This window comes from Streptomyces sp. NPDC127084 (genome assembly GCF_042724175.1).
Lineage (GTDB): Bacteria > Actinomycetota > Actinomycetes > Streptomycetales > Streptomycetaceae > Streptomyces.
In genome coordinates, this window is sequence record NZ_JBHXFA010000001.1 from 111,436 (window position 1) to 135,892 (window position 24,457).

General features: G+C 69.3%; 21 protein-coding genes. 12 read left to right on the forward strand and 9 right to left on the reverse strand.

Annotation, left to right across the window (positions count from 1 at the left end):
* The first annotated feature begins 290 nt into the window (after nt 1–290).
* The 4 genes from ACFWI9_RS00530 to ACFWI9_RS00545 all read left to right on the forward strand — a co-directional run bounded on the left by ACFWI9_RS00530 (nt 291) and on the right by ACFWI9_RS00545 (nt 2,997).
* On the forward strand, nt 291–725 hold the full coding sequence (locus ACFWI9_RS00530) for a hypothetical protein (protein ID WP_387157864.1): 435 nt from the start codon (nt 291–293) through the stop codon (nt 723–725).
* Nucleotides 726–1,016: 291 nt separating this feature from the next.
* Nucleotides 1,017–1,790 (forward strand): tetratricopeptide repeat protein, encoded by a 774-nt coding sequence (locus ACFWI9_RS00535; protein ID WP_387157865.1) that lies wholly within the window; start codon nt 1,017–1,019, stop codon nt 1,788–1,790.
* 448 nt (nt 1,791–2,238) lie between these two features.
* Nucleotides 2,239–2,562 carry a hypothetical protein gene (locus ACFWI9_RS00540; RefSeq protein ID WP_387157866.1) on the forward strand — a complete coding sequence of 108 codons (324 nt, stop codon included), beginning with the start codon at nt 2,239–2,241 and terminating at the stop codon, nt 2,560–2,562.
* A gap of 270 nt (nt 2,563–2,832) precedes the next feature.
* Nucleotides 2,833–2,997 carry a hypothetical protein gene (locus ACFWI9_RS00545; protein ID WP_387157868.1) on the forward strand — a complete coding sequence of 55 codons (165 nt, stop codon included), beginning with the start codon at nt 2,833–2,835 and terminating at the stop codon, nt 2,995–2,997.
* A gap of 98 nt (nt 2,998–3,095) precedes the next feature.
* Here the strand turns inward: ACFWI9_RS00545 and ACFWI9_RS00550 are convergent, their stop codons facing one another.
* The 3 genes from ACFWI9_RS00550 to ACFWI9_RS00560 form a co-directional block, all read right to left on the reverse strand.
* Nucleotides 3,096–3,311 (reverse strand): hypothetical protein, encoded by a 216-nt coding sequence (locus ACFWI9_RS00550; protein WP_387157869.1) that lies wholly within the window; start codon nt 3,309–3,311, stop codon nt 3,096–3,098.
* Nucleotides 3,312–3,664: 353 nt separating this feature from the next.
* On the reverse strand, nt 3,665–4,720 hold the full coding sequence (locus ACFWI9_RS00555; RefSeq protein ID WP_387157870.1) for an LAETG motif-containing sortase-dependent surface protein: 1,056 nt from the start codon (nt 4,718–4,720) through the stop codon (nt 3,665–3,667).
* A 156-nt stretch (nt 4,721–4,876) separates the two neighbouring features.
* Entirely contained in the window at nt 4,877–5,614 is a 738-nt protein-coding gene (locus tag ACFWI9_RS00560) for a DUF6333 family protein (protein ID WP_387157871.1), read from the reverse strand.
* 83 nt (nt 5,615–5,697) lie between these two features.
* On the opposite strand from ACFWI9_RS00560, the gene ACFWI9_RS00565 reads away from it, so the two are divergent.
* The 3 genes from ACFWI9_RS00565 to ACFWI9_RS00575 all read left to right on the forward strand — a co-directional run bounded on the left by ACFWI9_RS00565 (nt 5,698) and on the right by ACFWI9_RS00575 (nt 8,938).
* Nucleotides 5,698–6,030: a GNAT family N-acetyltransferase gene (locus ACFWI9_RS00565; protein WP_387157872.1), complete on the forward strand. Its 333-nt coding sequence runs from the start codon at nt 5,698–5,700 to the stop codon at nt 6,028–6,030.
* 299 nt (nt 6,031–6,329) lie between these two features.
* Nucleotides 6,330–7,277, forward strand: a complete 948-nt coding sequence (locus ACFWI9_RS00570) for a hypothetical protein (RefSeq protein WP_387157874.1) — start codon at nt 6,330–6,332, stop codon at nt 7,275–7,277.
* Between the two features lie 128 nt (nt 7,278–7,405).
* Nucleotides 7,406–8,938, forward strand: a complete 1,533-nt coding sequence (locus ACFWI9_RS00575; RefSeq protein WP_387157876.1) for an amino acid permease — start codon at nt 7,406–7,408, stop codon at nt 8,936–8,938.
* Between the two features lie 93 nt (nt 8,939–9,031).
* On the opposite strand, the gene ACFWI9_RS00580 is transcribed toward ACFWI9_RS00575, so the two are convergent.
* Nucleotides 9,032–9,958, reverse strand: coding sequence for an adhesin (locus tag ACFWI9_RS00580; protein ID WP_387157878.1), 927 nt, complete (start codon nt 9,956–9,958; stop codon nt 9,032–9,034).
* Nucleotides 9,959–10,245: 287 nt separating this feature from the next.
* Here ACFWI9_RS00580 and ACFWI9_RS00585 point away from each other — a divergent pair, with 287 nt between their 5' ends.
* Complete coding sequence (locus ACFWI9_RS00585) at nt 10,246–11,154, forward strand: MerR family transcriptional regulator (RefSeq protein WP_387157880.1); 909 nt, start codon at nt 10,246–10,248, stop codon at nt 11,152–11,154.
* Here the strand turns inward: ACFWI9_RS00585 and ACFWI9_RS00590 are convergent.
* Nucleotides 11,145–12,971, reverse strand: a complete 1,827-nt coding sequence (locus ACFWI9_RS00590; RefSeq protein ID WP_387157882.1) for an MFS transporter — start codon at nt 12,969–12,971, stop codon at nt 11,145–11,147. The two genes, ACFWI9_RS00585 and ACFWI9_RS00590, sit on opposite strands and share 10 nt — an antisense overlap.
* Before the next feature lie 118 nt (nt 12,972–13,089).
* Nucleotides 13,090–15,576: a hypothetical protein gene (locus ACFWI9_RS00595; protein ID WP_387157884.1), complete on the reverse strand. Its 2,487-nt coding sequence runs from the start codon at nt 15,574–15,576 to the stop codon at nt 13,090–13,092.
* Between the two features lie 194 nt (nt 15,577–15,770).
* Here ACFWI9_RS00595 and ACFWI9_RS00600 point away from each other — a divergent pair, with 194 nt between their 5' ends.
* From ACFWI9_RS00600 to ACFWI9_RS00610, 3 genes are all read left to right on the forward strand, one after another.
* Nucleotides 15,771–16,493, forward strand: a complete 723-nt coding sequence (locus ACFWI9_RS00600) for a GPP34 family phosphoprotein (protein ID WP_387157886.1) — start codon at nt 15,771–15,773, stop codon at nt 16,491–16,493.
* Between the two features lie 460 nt (nt 16,494–16,953).
* Nucleotides 16,954–17,811 (forward strand): helix-turn-helix domain-containing protein, encoded by an 858-nt coding sequence (locus ACFWI9_RS00605; RefSeq protein WP_387157888.1) that lies wholly within the window; start codon nt 16,954–16,956, stop codon nt 17,809–17,811.
* A gap of 255 nt (nt 17,812–18,066) precedes the next feature.
* Nucleotides 18,067–18,267, forward strand: coding sequence for a DUF397 domain-containing protein (locus ACFWI9_RS00610; RefSeq protein WP_387157889.1), 201 nt, complete (start codon nt 18,067–18,069; stop codon nt 18,265–18,267).
* 109 nt (nt 18,268–18,376) lie between these two features.
* Here ACFWI9_RS00610 and ACFWI9_RS00615 read toward each other — a convergent pair whose 3' ends face one another.
* Entirely contained in the window at nt 18,377–19,249 is an 873-nt protein-coding gene (locus ACFWI9_RS00615) for a hypothetical protein (protein WP_387157891.1), read from the reverse strand.
* A gap of 94 nt (nt 19,250–19,343) precedes the next feature.
* Here ACFWI9_RS00615 and ACFWI9_RS00620 point away from each other — a divergent pair, with 94 nt between their 5' ends.
* Nucleotides 19,344–20,126: an SDR family oxidoreductase gene (locus ACFWI9_RS00620; protein ID WP_387157893.1), complete on the forward strand. Its 783-nt coding sequence runs from the start codon at nt 19,344–19,346 to the stop codon at nt 20,124–20,126.
* 37 nt (nt 20,127–20,163) lie between these two features.
* Here ACFWI9_RS00620 and ACFWI9_RS00625 read toward each other — a convergent pair whose 3' ends face one another.
* Both ACFWI9_RS00625 and ACFWI9_RS00630 read right to left on the reverse strand, forming a co-directional pair.
* The gene (locus ACFWI9_RS00625; protein WP_387157895.1) at nt 20,164–21,276 is read right to left on the reverse strand and encodes an ADP-ribosylglycohydrolase family protein; all 1,113 of its coding nucleotides are present in this window, start codon (nt 21,274–21,276) and stop codon (nt 20,164–20,166) included.
* 331 nt (nt 21,277–21,607) lie between these two features.
* Nucleotides 21,608–24,190: a bifunctional FO biosynthesis protein CofGH gene (locus tag ACFWI9_RS00630; RefSeq protein WP_387157896.1), complete on the reverse strand. Its 2,583-nt coding sequence runs from the start codon at nt 24,188–24,190 to the stop codon at nt 21,608–21,610.
* Nucleotides 24,191–24,457 lie beyond the last annotated feature (267 nt).

Below are 24,457 nucleotides of genomic sequence, written 5' to 3' on the forward strand. Positions count from 1 at the left end.
CCTGTCTCCGCCCCGCTCCGCCCGACCGCCGGACGCGCGGCGCGAGCCAACGAAGAGAAAACGGCCGACACGGGGCTGGGGCGGTCGGCTCCGCGGCTTTACGCAGCCACCATGGGGCGAGCCTCGAAGATCGGGGCCCGCATCGGGCTTGCGGGCAGGTCCAGAGACTGCCCGATTCGCGACCAGCTTACGGGCCCCGATCTCTCGCCCCATGGCAGCTCCAGCCCAAAGCCGCTACACCGACCTGGACCGTCGCGGCCGCTGTCACTGCCGCCGTACACAATGCGCCCATGAGTGATCGCTACGAAGTCGTCTTCTCCTGCTTCTTGCGCGACGACACCCCGGCGTCGGTTATGACGGCCTTGCGCTGGCATCTGGGCATGGATGCCGAGTACCCCGAGGATCTCGACGACGGACAGCTCTACCCGCTACTCGCTCCAGACAACTACAACAACAGTCGCCTGCCCGGCGGGGACGTCGCGTTCTTGCGCCGCACAGTGCAGGAGTTCACCTCGTCGGGCGAGCGGTATGAGTGGGAGCTCTTCGCACGCAAAGACTGGGTCGACGACTCCATGCTCTACCTTCGTGACCTCTTGGACCTGCTCGCCCCACATGTGGCGGCCGGCTACGGGGGGCACTTCCGCGACATCGACGGTACGGCGCTGACCGTCTTCACCTTCCGCGACGGTACGTACGAACCCATCGAGATCCCCTGGGGGTACTGACCGGCCATGACACTCGGATGGGGCTTCGTGCCCCTGGCGTGCCCTTTCCTGCGGGACACAGCGGGGACTCCCGGGGAACAGCGGCACCGGTCGAGCGCCGACCCAGGTCAAGGAATTGCCAGGTCAGCCGCCATCCGCATACGTGGTCTTCCAAACTGGTGCTCCTGGCTCCACGCTGCGGCGCTTGACTGAATCATTGAGACTCCACGCAACTTGGGTGTCTTCCCTCCGCTGCAGCTCCCCAGCCGGACCGAGAGATTCGGTTGGCGTGGGGCTGCCTAGCATGGCCGTGTGACAGAAAAGCTTTCCCACATCGTGGCCACTGCCATGCGCCTGCTGGGCAGCACGAGCGATGGTGATCCCGAGGCTATGGCTCGCCTGGAAGAGATGCTTCCGGCTCTGCGAGCGGCAGCGGAGTCGGGCCACGTGCAGGCCCAAGAAATCCTCGGTGGGGTCCTCCTTGAGTTCAAGGAGGACCCCACCGAGGCCGCGTTGTGGTTCGCGCGGGCCGCGGGCCAGGGCAGTGCAGTCGGGAAGCGAAGCCTTGGTCACCTGCGCGCAGAAGGTCTCGGCATAGGCAAGGACCTGGTCGAGGCCGAGAGGCTGTTCGGGGAGGCTGCTGACGCCGGTGACGCCTTTGCGCAATTCAATCTGGCTCAGCTCTGGTGGGGGCACCGAGACCCAGAATCGGTCTTGGCACTGCTGTCCTCCGCAGCCTCGGGAGGCGTCGTCGACGCCTACCTGGTGCTCGGTGATCTGCTAGCTGAGCTGGACAGGGATGCCGAGGCCCTGAAGTCGTATCTGCAGGCCGCCACCGCAGGCCACGACAAGGCGATGTACGTCGCTGCCTGCTGGTACCGGGACGGTATCGTCACCGAACCAGACCGGGTTGAAGCGCTGACATGGTTCTTCCGCTCCATCGCCACCGGCAATGCGGACCCTTTGCACGAAGCGTTGCTCATGGCGCGTGACATGAGCGACGCAGAGATCCTGCATGCGGGCAAACAGAGCGGGCAGCACGGCTACGCTCAGGCGGCGGTCGAGACCGTGGCGAAGTACCGCTGAGGCGGCAGTCCCGGCGCCGCAGGTCGGTGAAGGCTCAGGCCAGGCCATGTGCAGGCACCCTTCTGAGCTGGTGCTGTAGGGCAGCGAAGTACAGCAGCGATGTACAGCAACCACCGCGTCCACCACTGACCGCAAGCAGCCCCAGGCGACCGGCTGACGTGCCCAGCAGACCCCAGCGACCTTCGCGCCCGTAGTTCGCATCGAGAGGGTCGGCCCGTGCCACAGGCGTGCCAGATCGAGCGGGGAGTCACGGGGAACGGCGGCTGTCAACGGGGCTGAGGAGCCGCAAGCGCCAAAGCCAGCGTTACCCAGGTCAGGCCCCAACTCGCCCCACCTCGCTCCTAAAGCGGGTGTCGCAGGTTCGAATCCTGCCGGGGGCACAGTGTCTGAGCAGCGCGTTCGTCCTTCCAGGACGGGCGCGCTGTGCGTCGTAGCCATGGCATTGACCATGAATAGGTTCCAGAACCATGGCGACCAAGACACCCAAGCGACGTCAGCGCGCAGCATCCGCCCCAGCGGGGCCGGTTTCCAGGTCTGGGTCTACGCAGGCCGGGACCCGCTCACGAAGAAGGGCATCTACCTCCACAGGCAGGGTGAGATGGAGCCCGAGGCGGAGAAGGTCCGCACAAGGCTCCTCCACCAGGTGGACGAGAAGCGCCACCCCAAGCAGCAGGTCACCACGGGTTCCTCCTCGACCGCTGGCTCAGCGTCGCTGAGCAGGTCCGCGGGGAGTCGTTCGTATGGCTGGCGCTCAGCGACTCAACCATCGTGATCGACGGCTGAAATGGACTTCAAACCGTCGCGGATCACCGCGTCTCCGACGTGACGGAGAGCCAGCGGATCGACATGACCGCCTCATTGGAGGGGCTGACCGAGTCGGACAGGCGTCGCGAACTCGCGCACGCCCAGCGCGACGTCATGAACCAGGCCGAGGGCCACTGGGTAGCAGCTCACGCCCCGAAGGCAGCGGAGCAAGCCTGGTTGGGTCCCACTCGCCGACCTTCGAACCGTTGCCCTGCTCACAGATGGGGCAGTACGGCCAGTGGACGACTTCCACGAGATGACGCGGGCCGAGGTGATGCGCCACCTCGAAGCCGAGGGCCCCGAAGGTCTGATCAACCGCACTCGCGCCATGGAGAAGCCCAAAGGCGCTCCCGCCGACCTCATCGGGCGCGCGTGCGATCGTCACGCCTCCCAGGAACGTTGAGCCGTCAGCCGACGGGGAACGCTCGCGCCGGAGCGCCCCGCAACGCGTGGCTGCGGGGCGCCGATCCACTTTCGCGACGGGCCCTACAGTAGTGGGGTTTAGTCGACCGTCTGCCCGTCGTACATACCGCCCCTGCAGGTCGGGAGCACGGGCGTCGACCGATCGATCGTTCCGCCGCCGTCCGTGCACTCACCCGGGGTGACGCTGGCCGGGGTGACGCTGCCGGCGGCAGTGGCGGTGGCGGCGCTTGTGAGGCCCAGTCCGGCGAGGGCTGCCGTGGCGAAGACTGCGGCGAGGATTCGTCGAATGCGCATTTGGTTCGCCTTTCACAGATTGCCTCGGTTTGGGACATTACTCAGCTTAATGTTCAGTCGGGAGACACGTCATGTTGGGCCGTTCGGGGACATTGCTGTCGGGTGCGGGGCGGGCGACGGGGTCTTCTTCGACCGACGAGGCCGCAGCATGCCGCACATCATGCTGGACGTGTGGATCGCCCCACCTGGTGGAGGTGCAGCCCGGTCCTGCTGACCGCCCCGTGCCCCGCTGTGATTTGCGAACGGCAGCGGATCGGCCCGGTGGGCCCTGTTCGCCCCGAAGTTCCCCGGCATGGGAAAGGCGCCGCACCCCTTGGAGTGCGGCGCCCTTTCGGCCCGTGTGGTGGCTACGGTTACGCGGTGGCCTCGCCCTTGCGGCGCTTCATCGCGAAGACGACACCGGCACCGGCGACGATGGCGATTCCGCCGACGGTCCCGAGGATCGGGAGCGCCGAGGACGAACCGGTCTCGGCGAGGTTGCCGGTGACGGGGATCGCCTTGGACTCACCCTGCGGCTTGACGTCGCTCTTGGGCTTGTCACCGGTGGGCTTGGCGTCATCGACGTCGCCCGCGTCACCACCGGCGGCGATGACCTGGAGCATGTACTCCTCGACGTCGAATGCGCACTCGCCGGCGTTCTCGTCGTCGATGTCACCGCCGGCGACGATCGAGACGGCGTCGCCGGTGGGCGCACCCTTGTCGATCTTCACACGCAGGTCGATGGCGACGGACTTGCCGGCGTCCAGTGCGAAGGTGCCGATGAAGATGCCGTTGTTCGACCCCACGAAGTCCCTCGTCCACTTGCCCGACTCCGGGTCCTTCATCTCGAAGTGGGCGTACTTCTCGATCAGCTTGTTGTGCTCGGACGCGTACTCGTCCTCGTACGTGGCGAAGGTGAAGGCCTCGAGCTGCTCGATGTCGGTCTCGCCCGTGTTCTTGACGTTGAGCTTGAACTGCTTCCAGCCGCTGCCGGCGACGATCTTGTTCGGGAAGCCGGAGAGGCTGACGTCGACGGTGGTGATCTCACACCACTCCTCCTCGCCCTCGCCCGGCTCCTCGGTGTCGTCACCCGGCTCCTCGGTGTCGTCACCGGGCTCTTCGCCGGTCTCGCCCGTGGTACCCGGCTCCTCAGTGTCGTCACCCGGCTCTTCGCCGGTCTCACCGGTGGTACCCGGCTCCTCGGTGTCGCCACCCGGCTCCTCACCGGTCTCGCCCGTGGTACCCGGCTCCTCGGTGTCGCCACCCGGCTCCTCACCGGTCTCACCGGTGGTAGCGGGCTCCTCGGAAGGGACGGAGGAAGTCGTGCTGTTGGTGTCATCGGTCGCGTACGCGGCCGGGGCCGCCAGGAAGGCGGCGGGAGCGATGACAGCGGTGGCGGCGGCGACGGCCATAGCGCGGCGAAGCTTCATGAAGACCTCGGGGAAGTGCGGCGCACCGCAGGATGCGGTACGGGTTCTGGGCCATCCCCGGGATTGTTACGGGTGTGGCTGTTGGTTCTGCAGTCATGACATGTGGTCTGTGTAAAAGGTTGTCCCCGGACTCACAGAATCCTTATGTGCCGCCGGTCACACAGCTGGCGCGTCGTTGAAGTACAGGGCCTCCATGTGGCTGGTGGCGTGCTCGCTGTGGCACACCCGCAGTGAGGACGCTTCCAGGTCGGCCCTCCCCCACGGGTCCGCGCCGACGAGGCAGGCCGTGGCGAGGGCGCCCCAGTCGTTCTGGTTCGGTTCGTCGTCCAGGTCGAAGTACACGTCGAGGTCTTCGAGGGCTTCCGGTGTGATCCCGAGGGCGGACATCACCGCCTGCGGGTCGCCGGTCACAATGAACGGCTCGTCACCGGGCCAGCCGCAGGCGTGGAACATCGTGCCGTCCGGCAGCCACACCAGGTCCTCAGTGTGCTCGGCGCCGCAGTGCACCTCCACCCGGCCCACGATCCGTGCGTCCGGGAAGCGCTCCCGCAGCCGTGTGGCCTCCGCCAGGAGTGGCATGTCGTTGCCGTCGTCCGCGAACGCCGGGTCGGAGACCGACATCAGGTTCCCCCACACCCCCGCCCGCACAAGGTCCAGATCGGCTCTTGTGACGACCGTGAGCGTGTCGCTCTGCTTACGGGGGCCGAGGTCTGCGATCACACGGTCGATCGTGCTCAGGGAGCGAGTGAAGTCCGCAGCCCGCTCCGGGTTGTTGGGCGGAAGGTCTTCGACCTCGACGGTGAACGGCGGTCGCAGGACGGTCAGTTCGCAGCGAGTGCCGCTGCCGCGGGTTATCCGGTCGGGCGGGACGGTCCAGAAGCCGGTGTCAGACATGCCCGTCACCGTAACGGGCACACGATCTCGAACGTCTCGTTACCTGGCGCAACGGTCGGCGCGGTCCCGGTGTCGTACCCGCGGTGACCGAAACATGTACACCTCGCGGCCCGAAGTCGTCGCACGCCGTCTCGGCGGCAGTGGGCGACGGGGTTCCGGCTCTCTCCGCCGTAGCGCGCCAGGGCATCTCACCGCGCCCGGGAGGCGTCCCGGCCCCACTGCTCGGCCGGGGGTACGCGGCTGCCGCGACGGCCGCGGCGAGCCGGGCGGCGCTGGTGGCGGGCGCGGACGCGGTGCTGCTGTTCACGGACCTGGCCAACCCCACCAGCAACGCCCTCTACCAGCGGATCGGCTACCGCCCCGTCATCGATTTCGCGGCGTGGGAGTTCTCCGTAGCGTCAGCAAAGAATGGTTGATCGTGTCATCACGCCGACCGCGCCGCCTGAATCCGTCCCGGCGAACCCTGACAGGGTTCGGTGTAACCAACATCACTCCGATGATTCACTTGTGGCAGATGTGAACCCAGAGTTTTTCCACCACTCTGTCTGGTGACTTCCGCGACACGCTCCGTCAGCCGCGGGTGCGCAAGTGGTTGGCAAGACCGCACGTGTCGCTGGTGTCGATGAACTCACACACGGAGTCAAGGTGTCCTCGGCCTTATCTGTACGGCTGGCACAAACCCTGAGCCCCCCGGCGGGTATTCCGCGGGGCAGCCATGAGTAGCCGCGGAGACTCGGCACTCGACCGGCATCCGGCTCGCGACGACGCCCGGCTGCGGATGGTGGTGGAGGACGCGACGATGGGGCGCTGGGAAGGCGCCCGGGAGTTGCTGACCTCCACCGGCGCGGACTGGGACCGGCGCATCTTCCGCCTCCAGGTGCTCGCCCGGGTGGGTGCCCGGCTGACGTTCGCGGACACCTGGGCCCAGGCGGAGCCGCGGTCCGGGCACGCCCTCGCCCTGCTCGCCAACGTAAGGGCTCTGCGGTCCATGGCCGACGGCCCGGGCCGCGGGCGCGGTGCGGCCCTGGAGGAGGCGTGGGCCGCCTGTGACGCCGCGGCCTCGGCGATACCGGACGACCCCGCGCCGTATGTCGCCATGATGGCGCTGACGCGTTTCCACTCACCGCCCCGGGATCGCGAATGGCGCACGACCGTACGGCAGTTGTGGGCGGAGGTGAAGCAGCGCGACCCGTGGAACCGGGAGGCGCACCATGAGCTCCTCACCTATCTCTTCCCGTCCTGGCACGGCACGGGGGGCGACATGTTCCACTGGGTGCAGGAGGAGTGCACCAAGGCGCCTTCCGGGCTGCCGTTGCACGTCCTGCCGCTGGTCGCACTCGCGGAGTCACACCGCCGGCGGCTGGAAGAGGACGACAACCGCTACGGGCTCACCGTGCACCCCTGGACGGACAACCCGTCGACCTGGCACGCCTGGGAGAACTGGTGGGCCCGCCGGGACCGGCACCGTCCGCACGCCGCTTTCCACGAGGACGCCAACTACCTCGCACACGCTCTGTCGTTCGCCGGCCGGCACCAGGAGGCGGCCCAGGTCTTCGCCGCCATCGGGCCGTACGCGACCGATGTGCCGTGGAGCTACTGCGGGGACGCCGTCACGCTGTTCAGGCGTCACCGCGCCTGGGCCGTGGAAGCCGCCGCTCCGTAACCGGCGGCGACCGCCACGGGGCCTGGTGGTACGGGCTTGTTCCCCCTCCCTTCCCCCACTCCCCCACCTCCCGCGTGCCATCGCTCCCGGTTCCGTCTACCGCTCAGCTTGATGAGGAGGTCATTCGAATGCCCTTGGACATACCGAGCGTTGCGTCTTCGGAAGAAGAGCGTCTCGCAGAACTCGGCATCACCCAGACCCTGGACCGCTCCATGTCCGGGCGGCAGAACTTCGCGGTGTCGTTCACCATCATCAGCATCCTGTCCGGCTGCCTGACCATGTACGGCTTCGGTATGAACACCGGTGGACCGGCGCTGATCATGTGGGGCTGGATCATCGTCGGACTGATGACCCTGTTCGTCGGGCTGGCCATGGCCGAGGTCTGCTCCAGTTACCCGACCAGCGCCGGTCTGTACTTCTGGGCCCACAAGCTCGCCCCTCGCAGGTCCGCTCCCGCGTGGGCCTGGTTCACCGGCTGGTTCAACACCCTGGGACAGGTGGCCGTCACCGCGGGCATCGACTTCGGCGCCGCCTCGTTCCTGAACGCCTACCTGAACCTCCAGTTCGGCTACGCCGCGACGCCGCCGCACACCATCCTGCTCTTCGGCATCATCCTCGTGGTGCACGCCCTCGTGAACACGTTCCGGGTGCGGATCGTGGGCTTCTTCAACACGGTGAGTGTCTGGTGGCATCTGATCGGCGTGGTCGTGATCGTCGGCGCGCTGCTGTTCATCCCCGACCGCCACCAGTCGCCGGGGTTCGTGTTCACCGAGTTCGTCAACAACACCGGCTGGGGTTCGGCCGTCTACGTCGCCCTGATCGGTCTGCTGATGGCCCAGTACACCTTCACCGGTTACGACGCCTCCGCCCATATGACGGAGGAGACGAAGAACGCGTCCGTGGAAGGGCCGAAGGGGATCGTGCGTTCCATCCTGGTCTCCTGGGCGGCAGGACTGGTCCTGCTGTTCGGGCTGACGTTCGCCATCCAGTCGTACAGCGGCGCTCTCGACTCCGAGACCGGCGTGCCCCCGGCCCAGATCTTCCTGGACGCCCTCGGTGCGACCACCGGCAAGCTGATGCTACTGATCGTGATCGGTGCGCAGCTGTTCTGCGGTATGGCGTCGGTGACCGCCAACAGCCGTATGATCTACGCCTTCTCGCGTGACGGAGCGCTGCCGTTCTCGCAGGTGTGGCACAAGCTCCACCCGGGGACGCGTACCCCGACCAACGCGGTCTGGCTCGCCGCCGGTGGTGCCTTCGTCCTGGGCCTGCCGTACCTGGTCAACATCACCGCGTACGCCGCCGTCACCTCCATCGCGACGATCGGGCTCTACATCGCCTACGTCATCCCGACGCTGCTGCGCCTGCGCCAGGGCGACGCGTTCCAGCGCGGTCCGTGGCACCTGGGCCGCTGGTCCAAGCCCGTCGGTGTGATCGCGGTGGCCTGGGTCGGCCTCATCACCGTGCTGTTCATGCTGCCCCAGGTCGGGCCGGTGACCCGGGAGACCTTCAACTACGCGCCCGTCGCGGTCGGTGTGGTGCTCCTCTTCTCCGGCACCTGGTGGTTCACCTCCGCCAGGCGGTGGTTCCTGAACCCGGATCACCCGAAGCACACCGCTCCGCCCACGGCGCCGCCCGTGTCGCAGGATGCGATGCGCTAGATGTTCCGCCCCAGGAGGCCGTAGTACGCGGTGGGGCAGCCGGAGTCTTCCTGAGCTGCCCCACCCGCTGCGTGGCGGCACCTTCCGGTCCGTTCACGATCCGCAGGTCAGTTTCATCTGCGCCGCGGCGTGATGCGCCCCCACCTTGGCCGCCTCGCCCCAGTCCCGTCCGCGGTCGATGAGTTGTACGGCGAAGTCGGTGCCGCCCTTCACCTCGTAGCTGCCGACGGGTACCAGGCTGCCCCGGTGGACGGTCTGGCGTACGCCGAAGCCGGTGTAACCGGAGCCGGTGTCACCGGGGTCGGCGAGCACGCGGTAGAACGTCGGGTCGCCGGCGACTTCCGAGGCACGGCTGGTGTCGGGCACGTACACCGCCAGCGAGCAGCGCTCGTACTCCTGGTCGAGCTTCCAGCTCCACACCGCTGACGAGGTCGCGTCCCGGGTGGCGCTGCCGGACATGGGTACGGCCGAGAAGCGTCCGTCGCAGGGGTCTTCGTCCTGTCCTCCGGACCGCACGGTGTACCAGGCGGCCGTGCCGTTTTCGAAGCGGCCGATCTCGCGGTAGGCGCCGGTGGTGCAGCCGGGCCCGGCCCACTGATCGAAGCCGTCAGCGCTGCCGGACGGGGCGGGGAGCGCCGTGGGGCCGAGGCGGGTCGGGAGGCCGCGGTCCGCGATGTCGTCCTCACCGGCCTGGGCTCCCGCACCGCCTTTCCCGCCCGCGCCATCGTCGGATCCCATGAGCAGGACCGCCGATGTGACGAGGCAACCGATGAGCGCCATGGCGCCCGCCGCGAGCAAGCCCATGCGGAAACGATTCGTCGGGAGCGGCGCCGCAACGCCCCCGCCCGTGTCCGTGCCCCCGTCCATACTCCCGTCCGTGCCGGCCTCGGCTTCGGATCCGTGTGTCCCCGGGCCGCCACCCGTCACGGAGCCGCCCCAGCGCACCCATTCCCGGTCGACATCACGACCCGGGTCGGTGCCGTTGCCCTCGTCCCCGACCTCGTCGCCGCCCAGCGCCACCGCGAAACCGCACTCGGGGCACGTCGTACCAGGCAGCGCTTCATATCGGTCGCTGCCACACCTTTCGCACGCCATGGGAGCTCACTATGCATGAACCGGATGTATCGCGGCGGACAAATCGTCATACCTTGAACGACCCCGTACTCGTGGAAAACGCGTGGTCACAGGCGGTAGAGAATTGATCTTGAAGCTGAGGGTTTGACCTTGCCCCTGGGGCAGGGCCCACCGTCCTCGTGCCGGGCGCACACCACCCGAGAAACAGGCGCCCGGTGACGGAGGATGGGACCGTGCACGACGACGACCCGTACAACGCACCGCACAACGACCCAGCCGACACCTCGGACGACGAGCCGCTGCTGACGATCGGCGCCTTCGCGCACCGAGCCCGGCTGTCACCCAAGGCACTGCGTCTCTACGACCGCCTGGGGCTGCTCCACCCCGCCCGGGTGGACGAGGCCACCGGCTACCGCTGGTACCGCGCCGACCAGGTGGAACGTGCCCGGCTTGTCGCCCTGCTGCGGCAGCTCGACATGCCGCTCGCGCTGATCGGCGACCTGGTCGAACTGCCCGGGGCCGAGGCCGCGCAGGCGGTGGACGCGTACTGGACGGAAGTCGACGCACGCAGGGCCCGGCAGGCCGCTCTCGCGGCCCACCTCTGTGACCGTCTATCGGGCAGGAGGCCCACGATGTTCGAGATCAAGACATGCGACGTACCGGAGCAGACCGTGCTCGCCGAACGCAAACACCTGGTCGCCGACGAACTCCCGCGCTGGATCCCGTCGGCCCTCGACCGGCTGATCCGGGCGGCGGCAGAGTGCGGGGGCATCACGGGGATTCCGTTCGTGGCGTACCACGCCGAGGTGACGCCGGACAGCGACGGCCCGGCGGAGGCCTGTGTCCCGGTCGCCGACGCGCGGGCGGCGGAGGAGTGGGTGGCGGCGAACAGCCGCGGCGGAGGCATCGCGGTGCGTGTGGAGCCCGCGCAACGGCTCGTCTACACCCGGATCACCAAGGCGCAGGTCGCGCACCCGCAGATCCTGTCCGCCTTCGACGCGGTCGAGGACCACATCGCCCGCGAGGGCATGACCGTCACCGGGCCCTGCCGCGAGGTGTACTTCGCCGAGGACTGGGACGCGGCTTCGGCGACGGACGAGGTGTGCGACATCGCCTTCCCCGTGAGCCCCCGTCAGTCCTGATCCTGACCCTGACCCTGGGCAGCGCCGCGCCAGGGAGTCAGCTCCTCGGGGCACGGCGTCCCGCGCGGCAGCTGATACGGGGCGGCTAGCCGGTACACGCCGGGCCGGGGGGCGACGAGTTCGGTCCACTCGTCGCCCTCCGCGTCCTCCTCCGCCGGTGCCAGGCATCCCGCCACGTTCTCGAAGGCACCCGCCCCCGTCTCCGCCGGCCCTGTCTCCGACTCCTCCGCCCCCGTCTCCCGCGGCCGCTCGACGCCACGGCCCCGCTCGTCGACCAGACCGAGCCAGGGCGAGTAAGGGACCCGGATCAGCACCCTGCCCGCCGTCCGGACGCGGAGCGTCAGTTCGCCCGCCGCCGCCCGCTCCACCGTCGCCGGGTGGTCGGCCAGCGGCTTCGGCTCCCGCACCGCGAAGAGCCGCCAGTTCTCATCGGACCAGACCGGCCGGAGATAGGGCTGTCCGCGCTGGACCAGCTCCGCCTCCTCACTGCCGCCGGTATCGGGGGTGTCCTTGGGCAGCACGACGAAACGCACCGCCCAGCGGTCGAGCCACGCGCGGTAGCTGTCGGCGGTGAGTGTGTCGTCGTAGAAGAGCGGGTTGCGCTCCATGTCGGCCTGGCGGTTCCAGCCACGGGCGAGGTTGACGTATGGCGCGAGCGCCGACGCCTCCCGGTGGCTGCTCGCCGGCACCACCTCGACTCTCCCCTTGTCCGCGCCCGCCCGCTGGAGCTGGTTGACCAGCGGGGCGAGTTCACGTGCCCAGGAGGCGTTCGGGGCGGTGCGCACGATGTCCACGACACTGTTGGTGGCGATCCAGGCGTTGAACCCCGTGAAGGCCAGCAGCACCGCGTACCACTTGCGGCCACGTCGGCGGCCCCCGTGCTCGTACGCGTACGGCAGCGCGGCGAGCAGCACCACCCCCGCGAACAGCATCGCGAATCGCGAGACATTGGAGCCCACCTGCGAGTCGACCAGCAGGGTGAGGAGCGTGCCGGCGGCGTACACCGCCGCCGCGGCGCGGACCGTACGCCACTGCTTCGGTACGAGGACGGCGACCAGCACCCCGAAGAGGAACGGCAGCGCGGCGGACGCCACCGACATCGGCTGCGTACCCGAGAAGGGGAACAGCCACGCCGAAAGCCCTACCACCGCCACCGGCGCGAGACCCAGCGCGTACGCGGCCGGGCGCCGCTTGCCGAGGAACAGCGCGGCGGCGACCACCCCGAGGAACAGCCCCGCGACCGGGCTCGACGCGGTGGCCAGCCCCGCGAGCGGTACGGCGACGGCGGCCTTGGCCCAGCGCGCGCGACCCCAGCGGCGGTGGGGCCGGCAGAACACCGCGGCGACGGCGCCCAGCGCGAACAGCGTGCCGAGACCGAAGGTGACCCGCCCGGACAACGCGTTGCACAGGAAGGCGAACACGGCGGCGAGCGCGCAGGGCAGCGGATTGCGGACGGCGGACACGCGGGTGAGGATCAGCGCGGTCAGGCTTGCCGACAGGGTCCCGGCGACCATCATCGTGGTGCGCACACCGAGGACGGACATCAGATACGGGGAGACCACGCTGTAGGACACCGGGTGCATTCCGCCGTACCAGGCGAGGTTGTACGCGGAGTCCGGATGCCGCCCCACGAACTCCGCCCAGGCGTCCTGAGCCGCGAGGTCCCCGCCGCTGTTCGCGAAGACGAGGAACCACACGATGTGCAGCACGGCGGCGGCGAGGGTGGCCGCCGCCACCGGGTGCGCGAGCAGCGGACGCCAGGACCGGCGGCCGGCTGCGTACGCCGACGGCGTCGCTGTCGGCTCGGCGGTGGTCATTTCGCTGCTCCCGGTCGGTCGGGCCCAGGGCCCTGGTGCAAGGGCCCTGGTACGGGTCGTCCTCCCGTACCAGGGCCGTGTGCGTGCCAGCGTGACGTCGTGACGTCGTGACGTCGGGTCAGCCGACCCGGGTCAGCCTCTCTCCCGCACCCGGCTCGACCAGGTCCGACTGCAGGGCGACCGGCACCGCCACCTGACTGGCGCCCTCACCGACGGTCAGCGTGCCGACCGCCGTGCCCGCCTTCGCCGCGTGCGGCACCGTCTTGCCGCCGTCCGACAGCTTCAGCTTCACGGTGAGGCCCGCCCAACCGACCGCTGTCACGTCCTTGGTGGCGACGAGCGGGACCGAACCGCCGAGACCGTCCTGGACCGCCCCGACGACCTGGCCCTTCTTGACGATGGTCGCGTTGGTCAGCGCCTCCTGGGTGGCGAGCATGACCTCCTTGCTCGCGTTGATCGCCGTGCCGAGGATCGGCACGCCATGCTGGGCGAGCACGGCACCGACGATCAACTGGTCCGTGTCACCGACCATCTTGTGAGCGGCGAAGAGCAGGTTGCCTCCGGCCTTGGTGGTGCTGCCGGTCTTGATGCCGATCGCGCCGTCGTACGGGACCAGGTCGTTGTAGTTCCGCAGCTCCGTCCCCGAGGGGTCCTTCCACTTGGGGAGCTTGGTGATGTCCATCAGCGCCGGGATCTCCACCAGCTTCAGCCCCAGCTTGACCTGGTCCACGGCGGTGCTGACCGTCGTCGCCTCCAGACCGGACGGGTCCGTGTACGTCGTGTCGGTCATGCCGAGTTCCTTGGCGGCGGCGTTCATCTTCACGACGAACGCCTGCTCGGAGCCCGAGTCCCAGCGGGCAAGCTGGCGCGCGATGTTGTTCGCGGACGGGATCATGATGGCCGAGAGCGCGTCCTTCAGGCTGATCTTGTCGCCTTCCTTGACGGAGTTGAGCGTCGACTCGTTGTCCGTCTTGTCGCGCCCGCCTTCCTCCGCACCCTTGGCGTCGATCTCGATCATCGGACCCTCCTCGCCGCGCTTGAGGGGGTGGTCCTTGAGGATCACATACGCCGTCATCGCCTTGGTCACGCTCGCGATGGGCACCGGCATCTGCTCCCCGGACGTGCCGAGCGAGCCGAGTCCGGCAGCGGACACGGCCGCCTGCCCTTCGGCCGGCCACGGGAGCTGGGGAGCCGAGCCCTCGAAGGTGTGGGTCGGCTTCGCGGTCAGCGAGAGCGTCGGGGTCGGGAGCGGGCGCACCATCTGCACGATCGCGAAGACGATCAGCAGCAGCACGACCAGCGGCGTCCAGATCCGGACCCGCCGCAGCACGGTGCGCAGCGGTGTCTGCGGCGGCGGCGGGGTGTTCGTCAACTCGGCGAGCAGGTCGAGCGGGGGCTTCGGCGGCAGGGGCTGCTGCTTGGTCCGCTCGGGCTCGGTGAGGGCTGCGGGGGTCTGGGTGTGCTGGGCGGGCTGGGCTGGCCGGGTAGGCGGTGCGGTGGCCGTGGTCGCCGACGAGGACGCCGGGGCCGACGACGACTGCGCCGGCTTCGGGGTCTGCGAGACCGGCGAATCGTCACGGCGCAGCGGCACGAACGTACTGGTCCGCTCGCTCGCCGACTCCGCCTCGGGTTTCGAGTCGGACTCCGGCTTCGACTCCACCTTCGATTCCGGCTTTGGTTCCGGCTTCGCGGCGGGCGGCGTGATCTTGAGCGCGGTAGTGGGCTGGTCCGGGGTCCGTCGCGTGGGCAACTTGAACACGGCGGTCGCCTGATCCACCGGCTTGTCGGTCTCGCCGCCCTTAGGGGCGGCTGCCTGGGCCGAGCCCTCCTGAGCGTCGTCCTCGGCGGCCTCCGCTACCTGGGCCTCGTCCGTGGCACCCTCGGCCTGCGCGTCGGCGGCTTCCGCGTCCTCGTCGGAACCCTCAGCGTCAGAGGGCTCGCCGGGCTCGTCGGCGGCTTCCACGTCCTCGTCTGAGCCCTCTACGTCATCGGACTCCCCGGACGCGTCGGACGCGTCGTCCGCCTCCACGTCCTCGGAGCTCTCGGAGCTCTCCTCCTGAGCCTCGGCCGCCGTCGACACCCAGGAGGCCACGGCCTTGCGTAGCCGCGCGTCGTCGGCCTCGTCGCCATCGTCGCCGGTGGTGTCCGCGTCGGCGCCAGCGGGCTCGTCGGACTCCTCCGGGTCTTCGGAGTCTTCGGAGTCTTTGAATTCCCGGGAAGTTTCGGACTTGTCAGATGCGTCGGACTGCTCAGCGGATTCCGGGGAATCGGAATCCGACTCCGCGCCATCCTCGCTCCCGACGTCGCCCACGCCGTCGGTCCCGCCCTTAGCCTCGCCTTCGGCCTCGACCTGGTTCTCGACCTCAGCCTCGACCTGGTTCTCGACCTCAGCCTCGACCTGGTTCTCGGCCTCGTCCTCGGCCTCGACCTCGGCTTCGGGCGCCGGCGGAACCCGGAACACCGCCGTCGCCTGGTCGGTACGCCCCTCCGCCCGCGGCGGGTCCCCCGCCGCACGGATCATGGCAAGCCTCGGATCACGTTCGCCCGAAACCGTCTCCCCCGACGACTTCCGCTGCTCCGACCTGTCAGGGGACTCGCCCGCCACCGTGCCTCCTCCATGCCTGCTCGCCGCGCTGCGACGCCTGTCCGAACCATCTACCAGTGTCCTGTGTGACCAGTTGGCCCCCGTGCTAGACGAGAACGACATACCTACTGGTTCCAGCACGAAGCACCCAGGCACTCTCGACAGACCAATGTGAGAGGCGTCACCCTGTCATTCATCCACGCGGGGAGGCATGGATGGGCAAGAGCCGCAGAACAATTCCGGAAGAGCTTCTGCTGCTCGCTCTGGACCCGACCACGGGTACCACAGCGCAGCCGCAGTCGCTCGACCTCGGCCTGGCCGGTGCACAGCTAGTGGAGCTGGCACTGGCAGGACGGATAGCCCCTGACGGGGATCGTATCGCCGTGGTGATGCCACGGCCGACAGGAGATCCGACATTGGACTCCGCACTGGAGCTGCTGCGCAGGCGTGGCAGTCCGGTCCGGGCCGTCCACTGGATCGGCGGACCCCGACTGGGGCTCCGCCAGACGTACCTCTCGCATCTGGAGCGGTGCGGCATGGTGCATGCCGTCGAGGGCCAGATGTGCGGGGTGCTGCCGACGACTCGCTACCAGGCGACGGACACGGCCATCAGCCGGGAGATCAGGTCCCGGCTGGACAGCGCGATCCGGACCGGCGTACCACCGGACCCGCGCACCGCCGCGCTCGCCGCACTGGCGCACGCGGTCGGCCTCGGCAAGCACCTGTACCCGGGGAACGAGGGGCGTTCGTCGCGCTCCAGGCTCCGGGACCTGATCAGGCACGACCCCATGGGCGGACTGGTGGCGCACGCCGTCATGGACGTCCAGAACGGTGTGGCCGCACAGCCACGCCGTAACAACGCCGCCGGGGGCAGCCGCCAACCGGCCGCCACGGTGCCGTCCCGCCGGGGAAGCATGGCCCGAGCCGCCGTGCACTGACCTCCGGCGCCAAGGCACCGCAGCAGCAGCGCGACCACCCCCGCGCCCTGCCACCGCACCACGCACCACCGCCGCGCACCACGGCACGCACCACCACCGCGTCAGGCACCACCGCCGCACCACGGCACGCACCACCATCGCGTCAGGCACCACCGCCGCACGACACGGCGCGTCACGGTGTCATGACACGGCACCGCACGTCCGCACCGCCGTCACACCGCACCGCCGCACCACCGGACCACGTCAACATCACGCACACAGGACCCGGTTCGGGAGCCGCAGTGAACGCGCGGGGCAGTCATGATGACTACCCCGCGCGTTCGCGTTGCCCCGCGCGGGTCCTCATTGTCGTCATTTCCCAGCGCTGCCAGCGGAATTGGTGGCAGTCTGCTGAGTGTTGGATACGTACAGCAACGCATGGCAACGTACAGCAGTAACAGCAGCCGGAGGTGCAGTTCTCGTGGCGTCCAATATCAACCCCACTGTCAGGCGGCGCCGCTTGGGCCAGGAGCTGCGCCGGCTCCGCGAGCAGAGGGGAATGACCGCGGAGGAGGTGGCGGACCGCCTGCTTGTCTCGCAGTCGAAGATCAGCCGCCTGGAGAACGGCCGCCGCTCCATCAGCCAACGCGATGTCCGCGACCTGTGCGGGGTGTACGAAGTCGACGACCAGCGGATGGTCGACTCGCTCATGCAGATGGCCAAGGACTCCCGCCAGCAAGGCTGGTGGCATGCCTTCGGCGACATCCCGTACAGCGTCTACATCGGCCTGGAGACCGACGCGGCCTCGCTGCGCGTCTACGAGCCGCAGGTCGTGCCCGGACTGCTCCAGAGTCGGCAGTACGCGGAGGCCCTGATCCGCGGCGCGCTGCCGGAGTCGCCGGTGAGTGACGTCGAGAAGCGGGTGCAGGTCAGGATGCGGCGGCAGGAGCGCGTCTCGGCACCCGAGAGCCCGCTGCGGTTGTGGGCCGTCGTGGACGAGTCGGCGCTGCGGCGGGTGGTGGGCAACGAGCAAGTGATGCGGGACCAGTTGGAGTACCTGGTGGAGCAGTCACATCTGCCGCATGTCACGGTGCAGGTGCTGCCGTTCAGCATGGGCGCCCACCCGGGGATCACGGGACATTACGCGGTGCTGGAGTTCCCGGACGCCGCGGATTCGAGTGTGGTCTACATCGAGGGCGTCACCAGCGATCTGTACCTCGAGAAGGCGAATGACGTGCACAAGTACACGATGATGTACGAGCACTTGCGGGCTCAGGCGCTGAATGTCGAGCAGAGCCGGGACTTCATCTCGGACGCCGCCAAGAAGTACGCGAGATGACACCCAGGTGAGGGTGCCCGCCTCTGCGGTGAGTCGCCGGGGCGGGCACGGTACACGGTGGAAGCCGTTCCCCGTAAGCCCATCCGTGAATATGCCATCCGGTCGGGTGAAGGGTCGTTCTCAGCCTCCGAGCCCGCCAGTAGCGTCCTGATCACGCCGTCAAGCAGCGCCCGGAACACCGCCGAGCAGCGAGAAACACCAGCAGGACCGACAACACCACCGACGGCGACGACCAACCTGGAACCGGAGATACACATGGCTATTCGCAAGGGCGCCCTGGACACCTGGACCAAGTCCTCCTACTCCGGAGGAAACGGCGCGTGCATCGAGGTCAAGTCCCCTATGGTGGAAGCGATCGCGGTGCGGGACTCAAAGGTCCCCTCCGGCCCGTCCATCACCTTCGTCCCGGACTCATGGAACGCGTTCGTCCACGAGGTCGGCAACGGATCGCTCTAAGAGCCCCAAGCACCAGAGACAGAGCCCCCTCGACTGGTCCGCCGTCCCGGCCGAGGGGGCTCGGCCTGTGTGCGTGCGTGCCCCTGGACCTCGCGCACACCCTTCAGGGTCAATCGCCGCGCAGCTCATCCACATAGCGGTCGGTGCCCGGCACCGTCGGAATGAACGGCGCCACCAGCTCCACCCGCGCCGGAACAGCCCACTCCCCCGCTTCTCCTCCTGCGGCCGGGTCGGCGAAGTGCTCGTCCCAGCACTCCCGTGGATCCCGCTCCAGGAACCAGAGCAGCGTCAGCCTCGTATCGACGCCCTCCACCTGCTTGACGTACGTCATCCGCTCCAGCGGCAGCGGTGTCGGCCGGAAGACCGTCACCATCGCCGCCGGGGAGCCCGCGAGCCGCCTCGGCAGTTCACGGGTACGCAGCCACTCCAGCAGCTCGTTCCGCTGCCGCGGCCCGTCCGCGTCGATGACCTCCACCACCAGGCCCTTGTAGGGGTGGTCCAGCGCGTGGTAGTCGCGCGGCCCGGCCGCACCGTCCCGGTAGACGGTCGCCGCGTGGTCCTGGAAGGCGGTGAACACATGCGTACGGGCCTGGTGGACCCGGCTGTCGCGGTTGAGCCGCTTGTTGATGGCGACGGTCCACTTCATATGGTCGTCGTAGCGGCCCTCGGTGATCCAGTACGTGGAGATGTAGCAGCCGGCCGTCACCGGCTGGGCGACCGCGGACTTCTCGGGATATCGGAGCAGTTGCAGTTCGCGGGTAGCCACCCAGCGCCGCCCCGCGAACATCCAGGGCATCGCCATAGCGCCCGCGTAGTAGTGGTCGTCCTCGTACCAGCGGTTGTAGGCGTGCTCGTGGCCGGGGTGGGGCTCGACCATGGTGATCAGGGCGTGGCCGGGGTGGACTCCGTAAGGGCCGACGGCCGCCAGTTCCGCGTACACCCCGGACCGGGTGTCGTCGTTGTGCTCGATGTCTGCGCTCATGCGCTCGCTCCCACTTCCTCCTCTTCCTTCCTGCGGTGGACGGATCTACTCTGACGGTCCGTCAGATAGATGACCAGAGCCGGGAGCCGTCGGGATGCTGCTTCAGGGGAAGACCGTCATCGTGTCCGGAGTCGGCGCCGGGCTCGGGCACCAAGTGGCCGCCACCGTCGTCAGGGACGGCGGGAACGCCGTGCTCGGCGCACGCACCGCCGACAACCTCGCCAAGTCCGCCGCGCAGATCGACCCTTCGGGCAGTCGCACCGCGCACCGTTCCACCGACATCACCGACGAGACGCAGTGCGAGGCGCTGGCGGCGCTGGCCGTCGAGCGGTTCGGACGGATCGACTCGGTGGTCCATGTGGCCGCCTGGGACAGCTACTTCGGCGGACTGGAGGACGCCGACTTCGCCACCTGGCGGCAGGTCATCGACGTCAACCTACTGGGTACGCTGCGGATGACCCGGGCCTGCCTTCCCGCGCTCAAGGAACGCGGCGGCTCCGTCGTCATCATCGGTACGCAATCGGCGGTCGCCGCGCCCTCGCAGGTGCGGCAGGCGGCCTACGCGGCGTCCAAGGGCGCTCTCACCTCGGCGATGTACTCGCTGGCCCAGGAACTGGGCCGGCACCGGATCCGGGTCAACACCGTGCTGCCGGGCTGGATGTGGGGACCGCCCGTGGAAGCGTACGTGCGGTTCACCGCGCACACCGAGGGCCTGCCGGAATCCGAGGTGCTCGACCGGCTCAACGCGCGGATGGCACTGCCCGAGCTGGCCACGGACGGGGATGTCGCCGACGCTGTGGCGTTCCTGGCCTCCGACCGGGCACGGGCGATCACGGGGCAGTCGCTGCTGGTGAACGCGGGTGAGCTGATGCGCTGAGCCCTGACGCCCCGCCTGACACCGGGTCCACGCTCGGTCAGGCGCGCGGGTAGCGCAGCAACCAGCCCTGGGACGACGCGCTCGGGCCGTGCAGGGCCGGCCCCTGGGTCATCTCCATCGCGAAGTCATCCGAGAGTTCGAGCAGCGTGGCCCGGCCTTCGAGCTCCACGAGCCAGCCCGGCGGCAGCGCCGTCTCGCCGTGCATCACACCGAGGAGGGCGCCCGCGAGCGCGCCCGTGGTGTGCGAGGGGCCGTCGTGGTTGACGGCGAGGCTCAGCCCGTGCCGCACGTCCTCGCTGACGAGCGTGCAGTAGACGGCCACGGCGATGGCGTCCTCGGCATGCTCGGGATTGCCGAGCGCGGCGATCCTGGCGGGGCTGGGGATCCCCTGGCGTACGGCGCCGAGCGCCTGCTTGAGAGCGTCGGTGACCGGCTGGTGGCCGGGACGGGAGGCGAGCAGGGCAAGCGCGCGCTGGACGCAGGCATCGACGGTCTCACCGCGTGCGAGCCCGTGCACGATCACGGCGAAGGCACCGGCCGAGAGATACGCGGTGGGGTGGCCATGGGTCTGTGTGGCGCACTCCACGGCCAGTTGGCACACGAGCTGCGGCTCCCAGCCCACCAGCAGTCCGAAGGGAGCCGACCGGAGCACGGCGCCCGCGTCGCGGGCGGTGGGGTTCTTGGGCTTGTCGAGTGTGCCGAGGGTCTCGTCGGCCAGACCGCTGAGGGTGGACGACTGGGGATCGCGGCGGGTGTAGAGCCACTCCTCACGGGCGAGCCATCCGTTGTCCTTGCGACGCTCGTCGGGGCCCCAGTCGCGCTGGGTGGACGCCCAGCGCAGATAGGCCCGGTGCACGTCGGTCGGGGGATGCCAGGCGCCGGTGTCCTTGCGCACCTGGGCCCGTATCAGGCCGTCGACGGTGAACAGGGTGAGCTGGGTGGCGGCGGTGACGGCACCGCGCCGGCCGTACGCGGGCATGAAGTCGCTCACACCGTCCACGCCGTGCGTGGCGCGTATCTCATCGACGGTCTGTGCCGCGACCCCGGCGCCGAGCGCGTCCCCGATGGCGCCGCCGAGCAGGCAGCCGCGTACCCGGGCACGGAAATCCTGCTGCTCGGCCCGGCCCCAGATGGCGGCTGCTGTCGTCACGCGGTGTTTCCTCCTCGCTCGTGCGCAGCACTGTAATCGACCGGGAGAAATCACTACATGGGCGCAATCAAGCCGGAACTGTGGGTAACCGATCCACCCATGCATGCGTTCCGATCATCGACGGCTCACCTGGTGTGCCGCAACCGCCCAGCCAGGACAGCGACCGGAAACGATCCGCACACCGACCGGATCCCGCCGGGCATCGCGGACCGGCCACGTGACGGGTGAGCCCTTGCACCCGGCCCGCCCGGCGATTGAGGACGGACACTCCGGCCCACCGTGCACGGTGCGGCACACCGCGAAACCCCGTACCCCCGGGACGGGGTACGCCTCAGTCCGTGAGCACCGGCAGCAGCTCCGGCAGATGCCCGTCCGACGCCTCCGCTGCCGCGATCCGCTCCCGCGGCACCTCGCCGTACAGCGTCGTCCGCGGCCTGGCCAGCCGCCCGGCCGACTCCGCGATCGCGACCAGGTCCTTGACCGAGCGGTACGAGCCGTAACCGGAGCCCGCCATCCGCGAGATGGTCTCCTCCATCAACGTGCCACCCAGGTCGTTCGCCCCGGAGCGGAGCATCTCCGCCGCACCCTCCGCGCCCAGCTTGACCCAGCTTGTCTGGATGTTCGGGATATGCGGGTGGAGCAGCAGCCGGGCCATCGCCGTCACGGCCCGGTTATCGCGGGTGGTCGGGCCCGGCCGGGCGATCCCGGCGAGGTAGACCGGCGCGTTGGTGTGGATGAACGGCAGGGTCACGAACTCGGTGAAACCACCCGTTTCCTGCTGGATACGGGCCAGTGTACGGAAGTGCCCGAGCCAGTGCCGGGGCTGGTCGACATGCCCGTACATCATGGTCGAGCTGGAGCGGATGCCCAGCTCATGGGCCGTGGTGATGACCTCGATCCAGGTGGCCGTGGGCAGCTTGCCCTTGGTCAGCACCCAGCGCACCTCGTCATCGAGGATCTCGGCGGCCGTGCCCGGGACCGAGTCGAGCCCGGCCTCCTTCGCGGCCGTCAGCCATTCGCGGATCGACATCCCGGTCCTGGTGGCGCCGTTGACCACCTCCATCGGCGAGAAGGCGTGGACGTGCATGCCGGGTACGCGTTCCTTCACCGCCCGCGCGATGTCGAAGTAGGCGGTCCCCGGCAGGTCCGGATGGATACCGCCCTGCATGCACACCTCGACTGCACCGACGTCCCACGCCTGCTGCGCGCGGTCCGCGACCTGGCTCAGCGACAGCGTGTAGGCGTCGGCGTCCGTGCGGCGTTGCGCGAAGGCGCAGAAACGGCAGCCTGTGTAGCAGACATTGGTGAAGTTGATGTTGCGGGTGACGACATACGTCACGTCGTCGCCGACAGCGGACCTGCGCACGTCGTCCGCGATACGGGTCAGCGCGTCCAGCGCCGGACCGTCCGCGTGCAGCAGCGCCAGCGCCTCCGCGTCCGTCAGCCTGGTCGGGTCGTCGGCGGCCGTCGCGAGGGCGGCGCGTACGTCGGTGTCGATCCGGGACGGCACCATGCCGGGCGCCGCCGCCTCGCGCAGCGCCTCCCAGTCCCCGTACACCTCGTCGAAGTCGTCCCGCCGGTCGCTGGTGCGGCCATCGGTGTCGATGGTGCGGTGCAGATCGGTACGGCCGGACGGGGTGAACGCCTCATCGGGCTCCTGCCAGGGCAGACCGGCCGGCATCGCGCCCTCGTCGGCGAGCCCCGTCTCCGGGTCGGCCAGCGCCCGCACATGCGGCAGCAGCCGCGGATCCAGCCAGGGCTCACCGCGCCGCACGAACTCCGGATACACCGCGAGCCGTTCCCGCAGCCGGAAGCCGGCAGCCGCGGAACGCTCGGCGAGGGTGTCGATCTGCGGCCAGGGCCGCTCCGGGTTCACATGGTCGGGAGTCAGCGGCGACACCCCGCCCCAGTCGTCGATCCCTGCAGCGATCAGCCGCCCGTACTCCGCGTCCACCAGGTTCGGCGGCGCCTGGATGCAGCCCGAAGGGCCCATGATGTGCCGGGCGACTGCGATGGTCGCGATCAGGTCGTCCAGCTCGGCGTCCGGCATCCCGCGCATCGCCGTGTCCGGCTTGGCGCGGAAGTTCTGGATGATCAGCTCCTGGATGCCGTGGTACGCCCGTGCCACGCGGCGCAGCGCGAACAGCGAGTCGGCGCGCTCCTCGTAGGTCTCGCCGATCCCGATGAGCAACCCGCTGGTGAACGGCACCGAGCTGCGCCCGGCGTCCTCCAGCACCCGCAGCCGCACCGCGGGTTCCTTGTCGGGCGATCCGTAGTGCGGGCCGCCGGGCTCGCTCCACAGGCGCTCGGCCGTGGTCTCCAGCATCATCCCCATCGACGGCGCGACGGGCTTGAGCCGCTGGAAGTCGGTCCAGCTCAGCACCCCGGGGTTGAGGTGCGGCAGCAGCCCGGTCTCCTCCAGGATGCGGATCGACATCGCGCGTACGTACGCGATGGTGTCGTCGTATCCCTCGGCCTCCAGCCACTCGCGCGCCTCGGGCCAGCGGTCCTCGGGCTTGTCCCCCAGGGTGATCAGCGCTTCCTTGCAGCCCAGCGCGGCGCCCCGGCGGGCGATGTCCAGCACCTCGTCAGGCGACATGAACATCCCGTGCCCCGCCCGGCGCAGCTTGCCCGGCACGGTGACGAAGGTGCAGTAGTGGCATTTGTCGCGGCAGAGCCGGGTGAGCGGGATGAACACGCTCTTCGAGTACGTGATGACCCTGGGACGGCCTGCGGCCTCAAGACCGGCGTCCCGCACCCGGGCGGCGGAGGCGCACAGGTCATCGAGATCCGCGCCCCGCGCCTGCAACAGCACCGCGGCCTCCGCGACATCGAGCGCCACGCCGTCGCGTGCTCGCTTGAGGGCGCGCCGCATCGCGTTCTCGGTGGGACGTCCGGGCTGGTGAGCAGTCATGGTCCGAGCATACGAGCGCGCACCGGCAACCCGGCCAGGGCGCCCGCTCGCCTCGGCGATCAGCCCGAGCAGCAGGGCCGGCCGAGGGAGCGAATCCGCGGCCGGTCCCTGTCGGCCTTTCCCGTGGTCCCACCCGTTGGGGTCGTAGTGGGTGATACCGCCGTCCGCTGCTTCGAGCATCAGGTGCTGGTCGTCCGAAACGGCAACGGCGAGCAGCGCACGCCGTCCGCGCCCGTGCGGGCTCGCAGCAGGTCGAAGCGGGTGTGC

Bases quoted from the DNA above. Each gene is read 5' to 3' on its own strand.
- ACFWI9_RS00530 (WP_387157864.1), top strand. From the start codon at position 291: ATGAGTGATCGCTACGAAGTCGTCTTCTCCTGCTTCTTGCGCGACGAC.
- ACFWI9_RS00540 (WP_387157866.1), top strand. From the start codon at position 2,239: ATGAATAGGTTCCAGAACCATGGCGACCAAGACACCCAAGCGACGTCA.
- ACFWI9_RS00550 (WP_387157869.1), bottom strand. From the start codon at position 3,311: ATGCGCATTCGACGAATCCTCGCCGCAGTCTTCGCCACGGCAGCCCTC.
- ACFWI9_RS00555 (WP_387157870.1), bottom strand. From the start codon at position 4,720: ATGAAGCTTCGCCGCGCTATGGCCGTCGCCGCCGCCACCGCTGTCATC.
- ACFWI9_RS00560 (WP_387157871.1), bottom strand. From the start codon at position 5,614: ATGTCTGACACCGGCTTCTGGACCGTCCCGCCCGACCGGATAACCCGC.
- ACFWI9_RS00570 (WP_387157874.1), top strand. From the start codon at position 6,330: ATGAGTAGCCGCGGAGACTCGGCACTCGACCGGCATCCGGCTCGCGAC.
- ACFWI9_RS00575 (WP_387157876.1), top strand. From the start codon at position 7,406: ATGCCCTTGGACATACCGAGCGTTGCGTCTTCGGAAGAAGAGCGTCTC.
- ACFWI9_RS00590 (WP_387157882.1), bottom strand. From the start codon at position 12,971: ATGACCACCGCCGAGCCGACAGCGACGCCGTCGGCGTACGCAGCCGGC.
- ACFWI9_RS00600 (WP_387157886.1), top strand. From the start codon at position 15,771: ATGGGCAAGAGCCGCAGAACAATTCCGGAAGAGCTTCTGCTGCTCGCT.
- ACFWI9_RS00610 (WP_387157889.1), top strand. From the start codon at position 18,067: ATGGCTATTCGCAAGGGCGCCCTGGACACCTGGACCAAGTCCTCCTAC.
- ACFWI9_RS00615 (WP_387157891.1), bottom strand. From the start codon at position 19,249: ATGAGCGCAGACATCGAGCACAACGACGACACCCGGTCCGGGGTGTAC.
- ACFWI9_RS00620 (WP_387157893.1), top strand. From the start codon at position 19,344: ATGCTGCTTCAGGGGAAGACCGTCATCGTGTCCGGAGTCGGCGCCGGG.
- ACFWI9_RS00630 (WP_387157896.1), bottom strand. From the start codon at position 24,190: ATGACTGCTCACCAGCCCGGACGTCCCACCGAGAACGCGATGCGGCGC.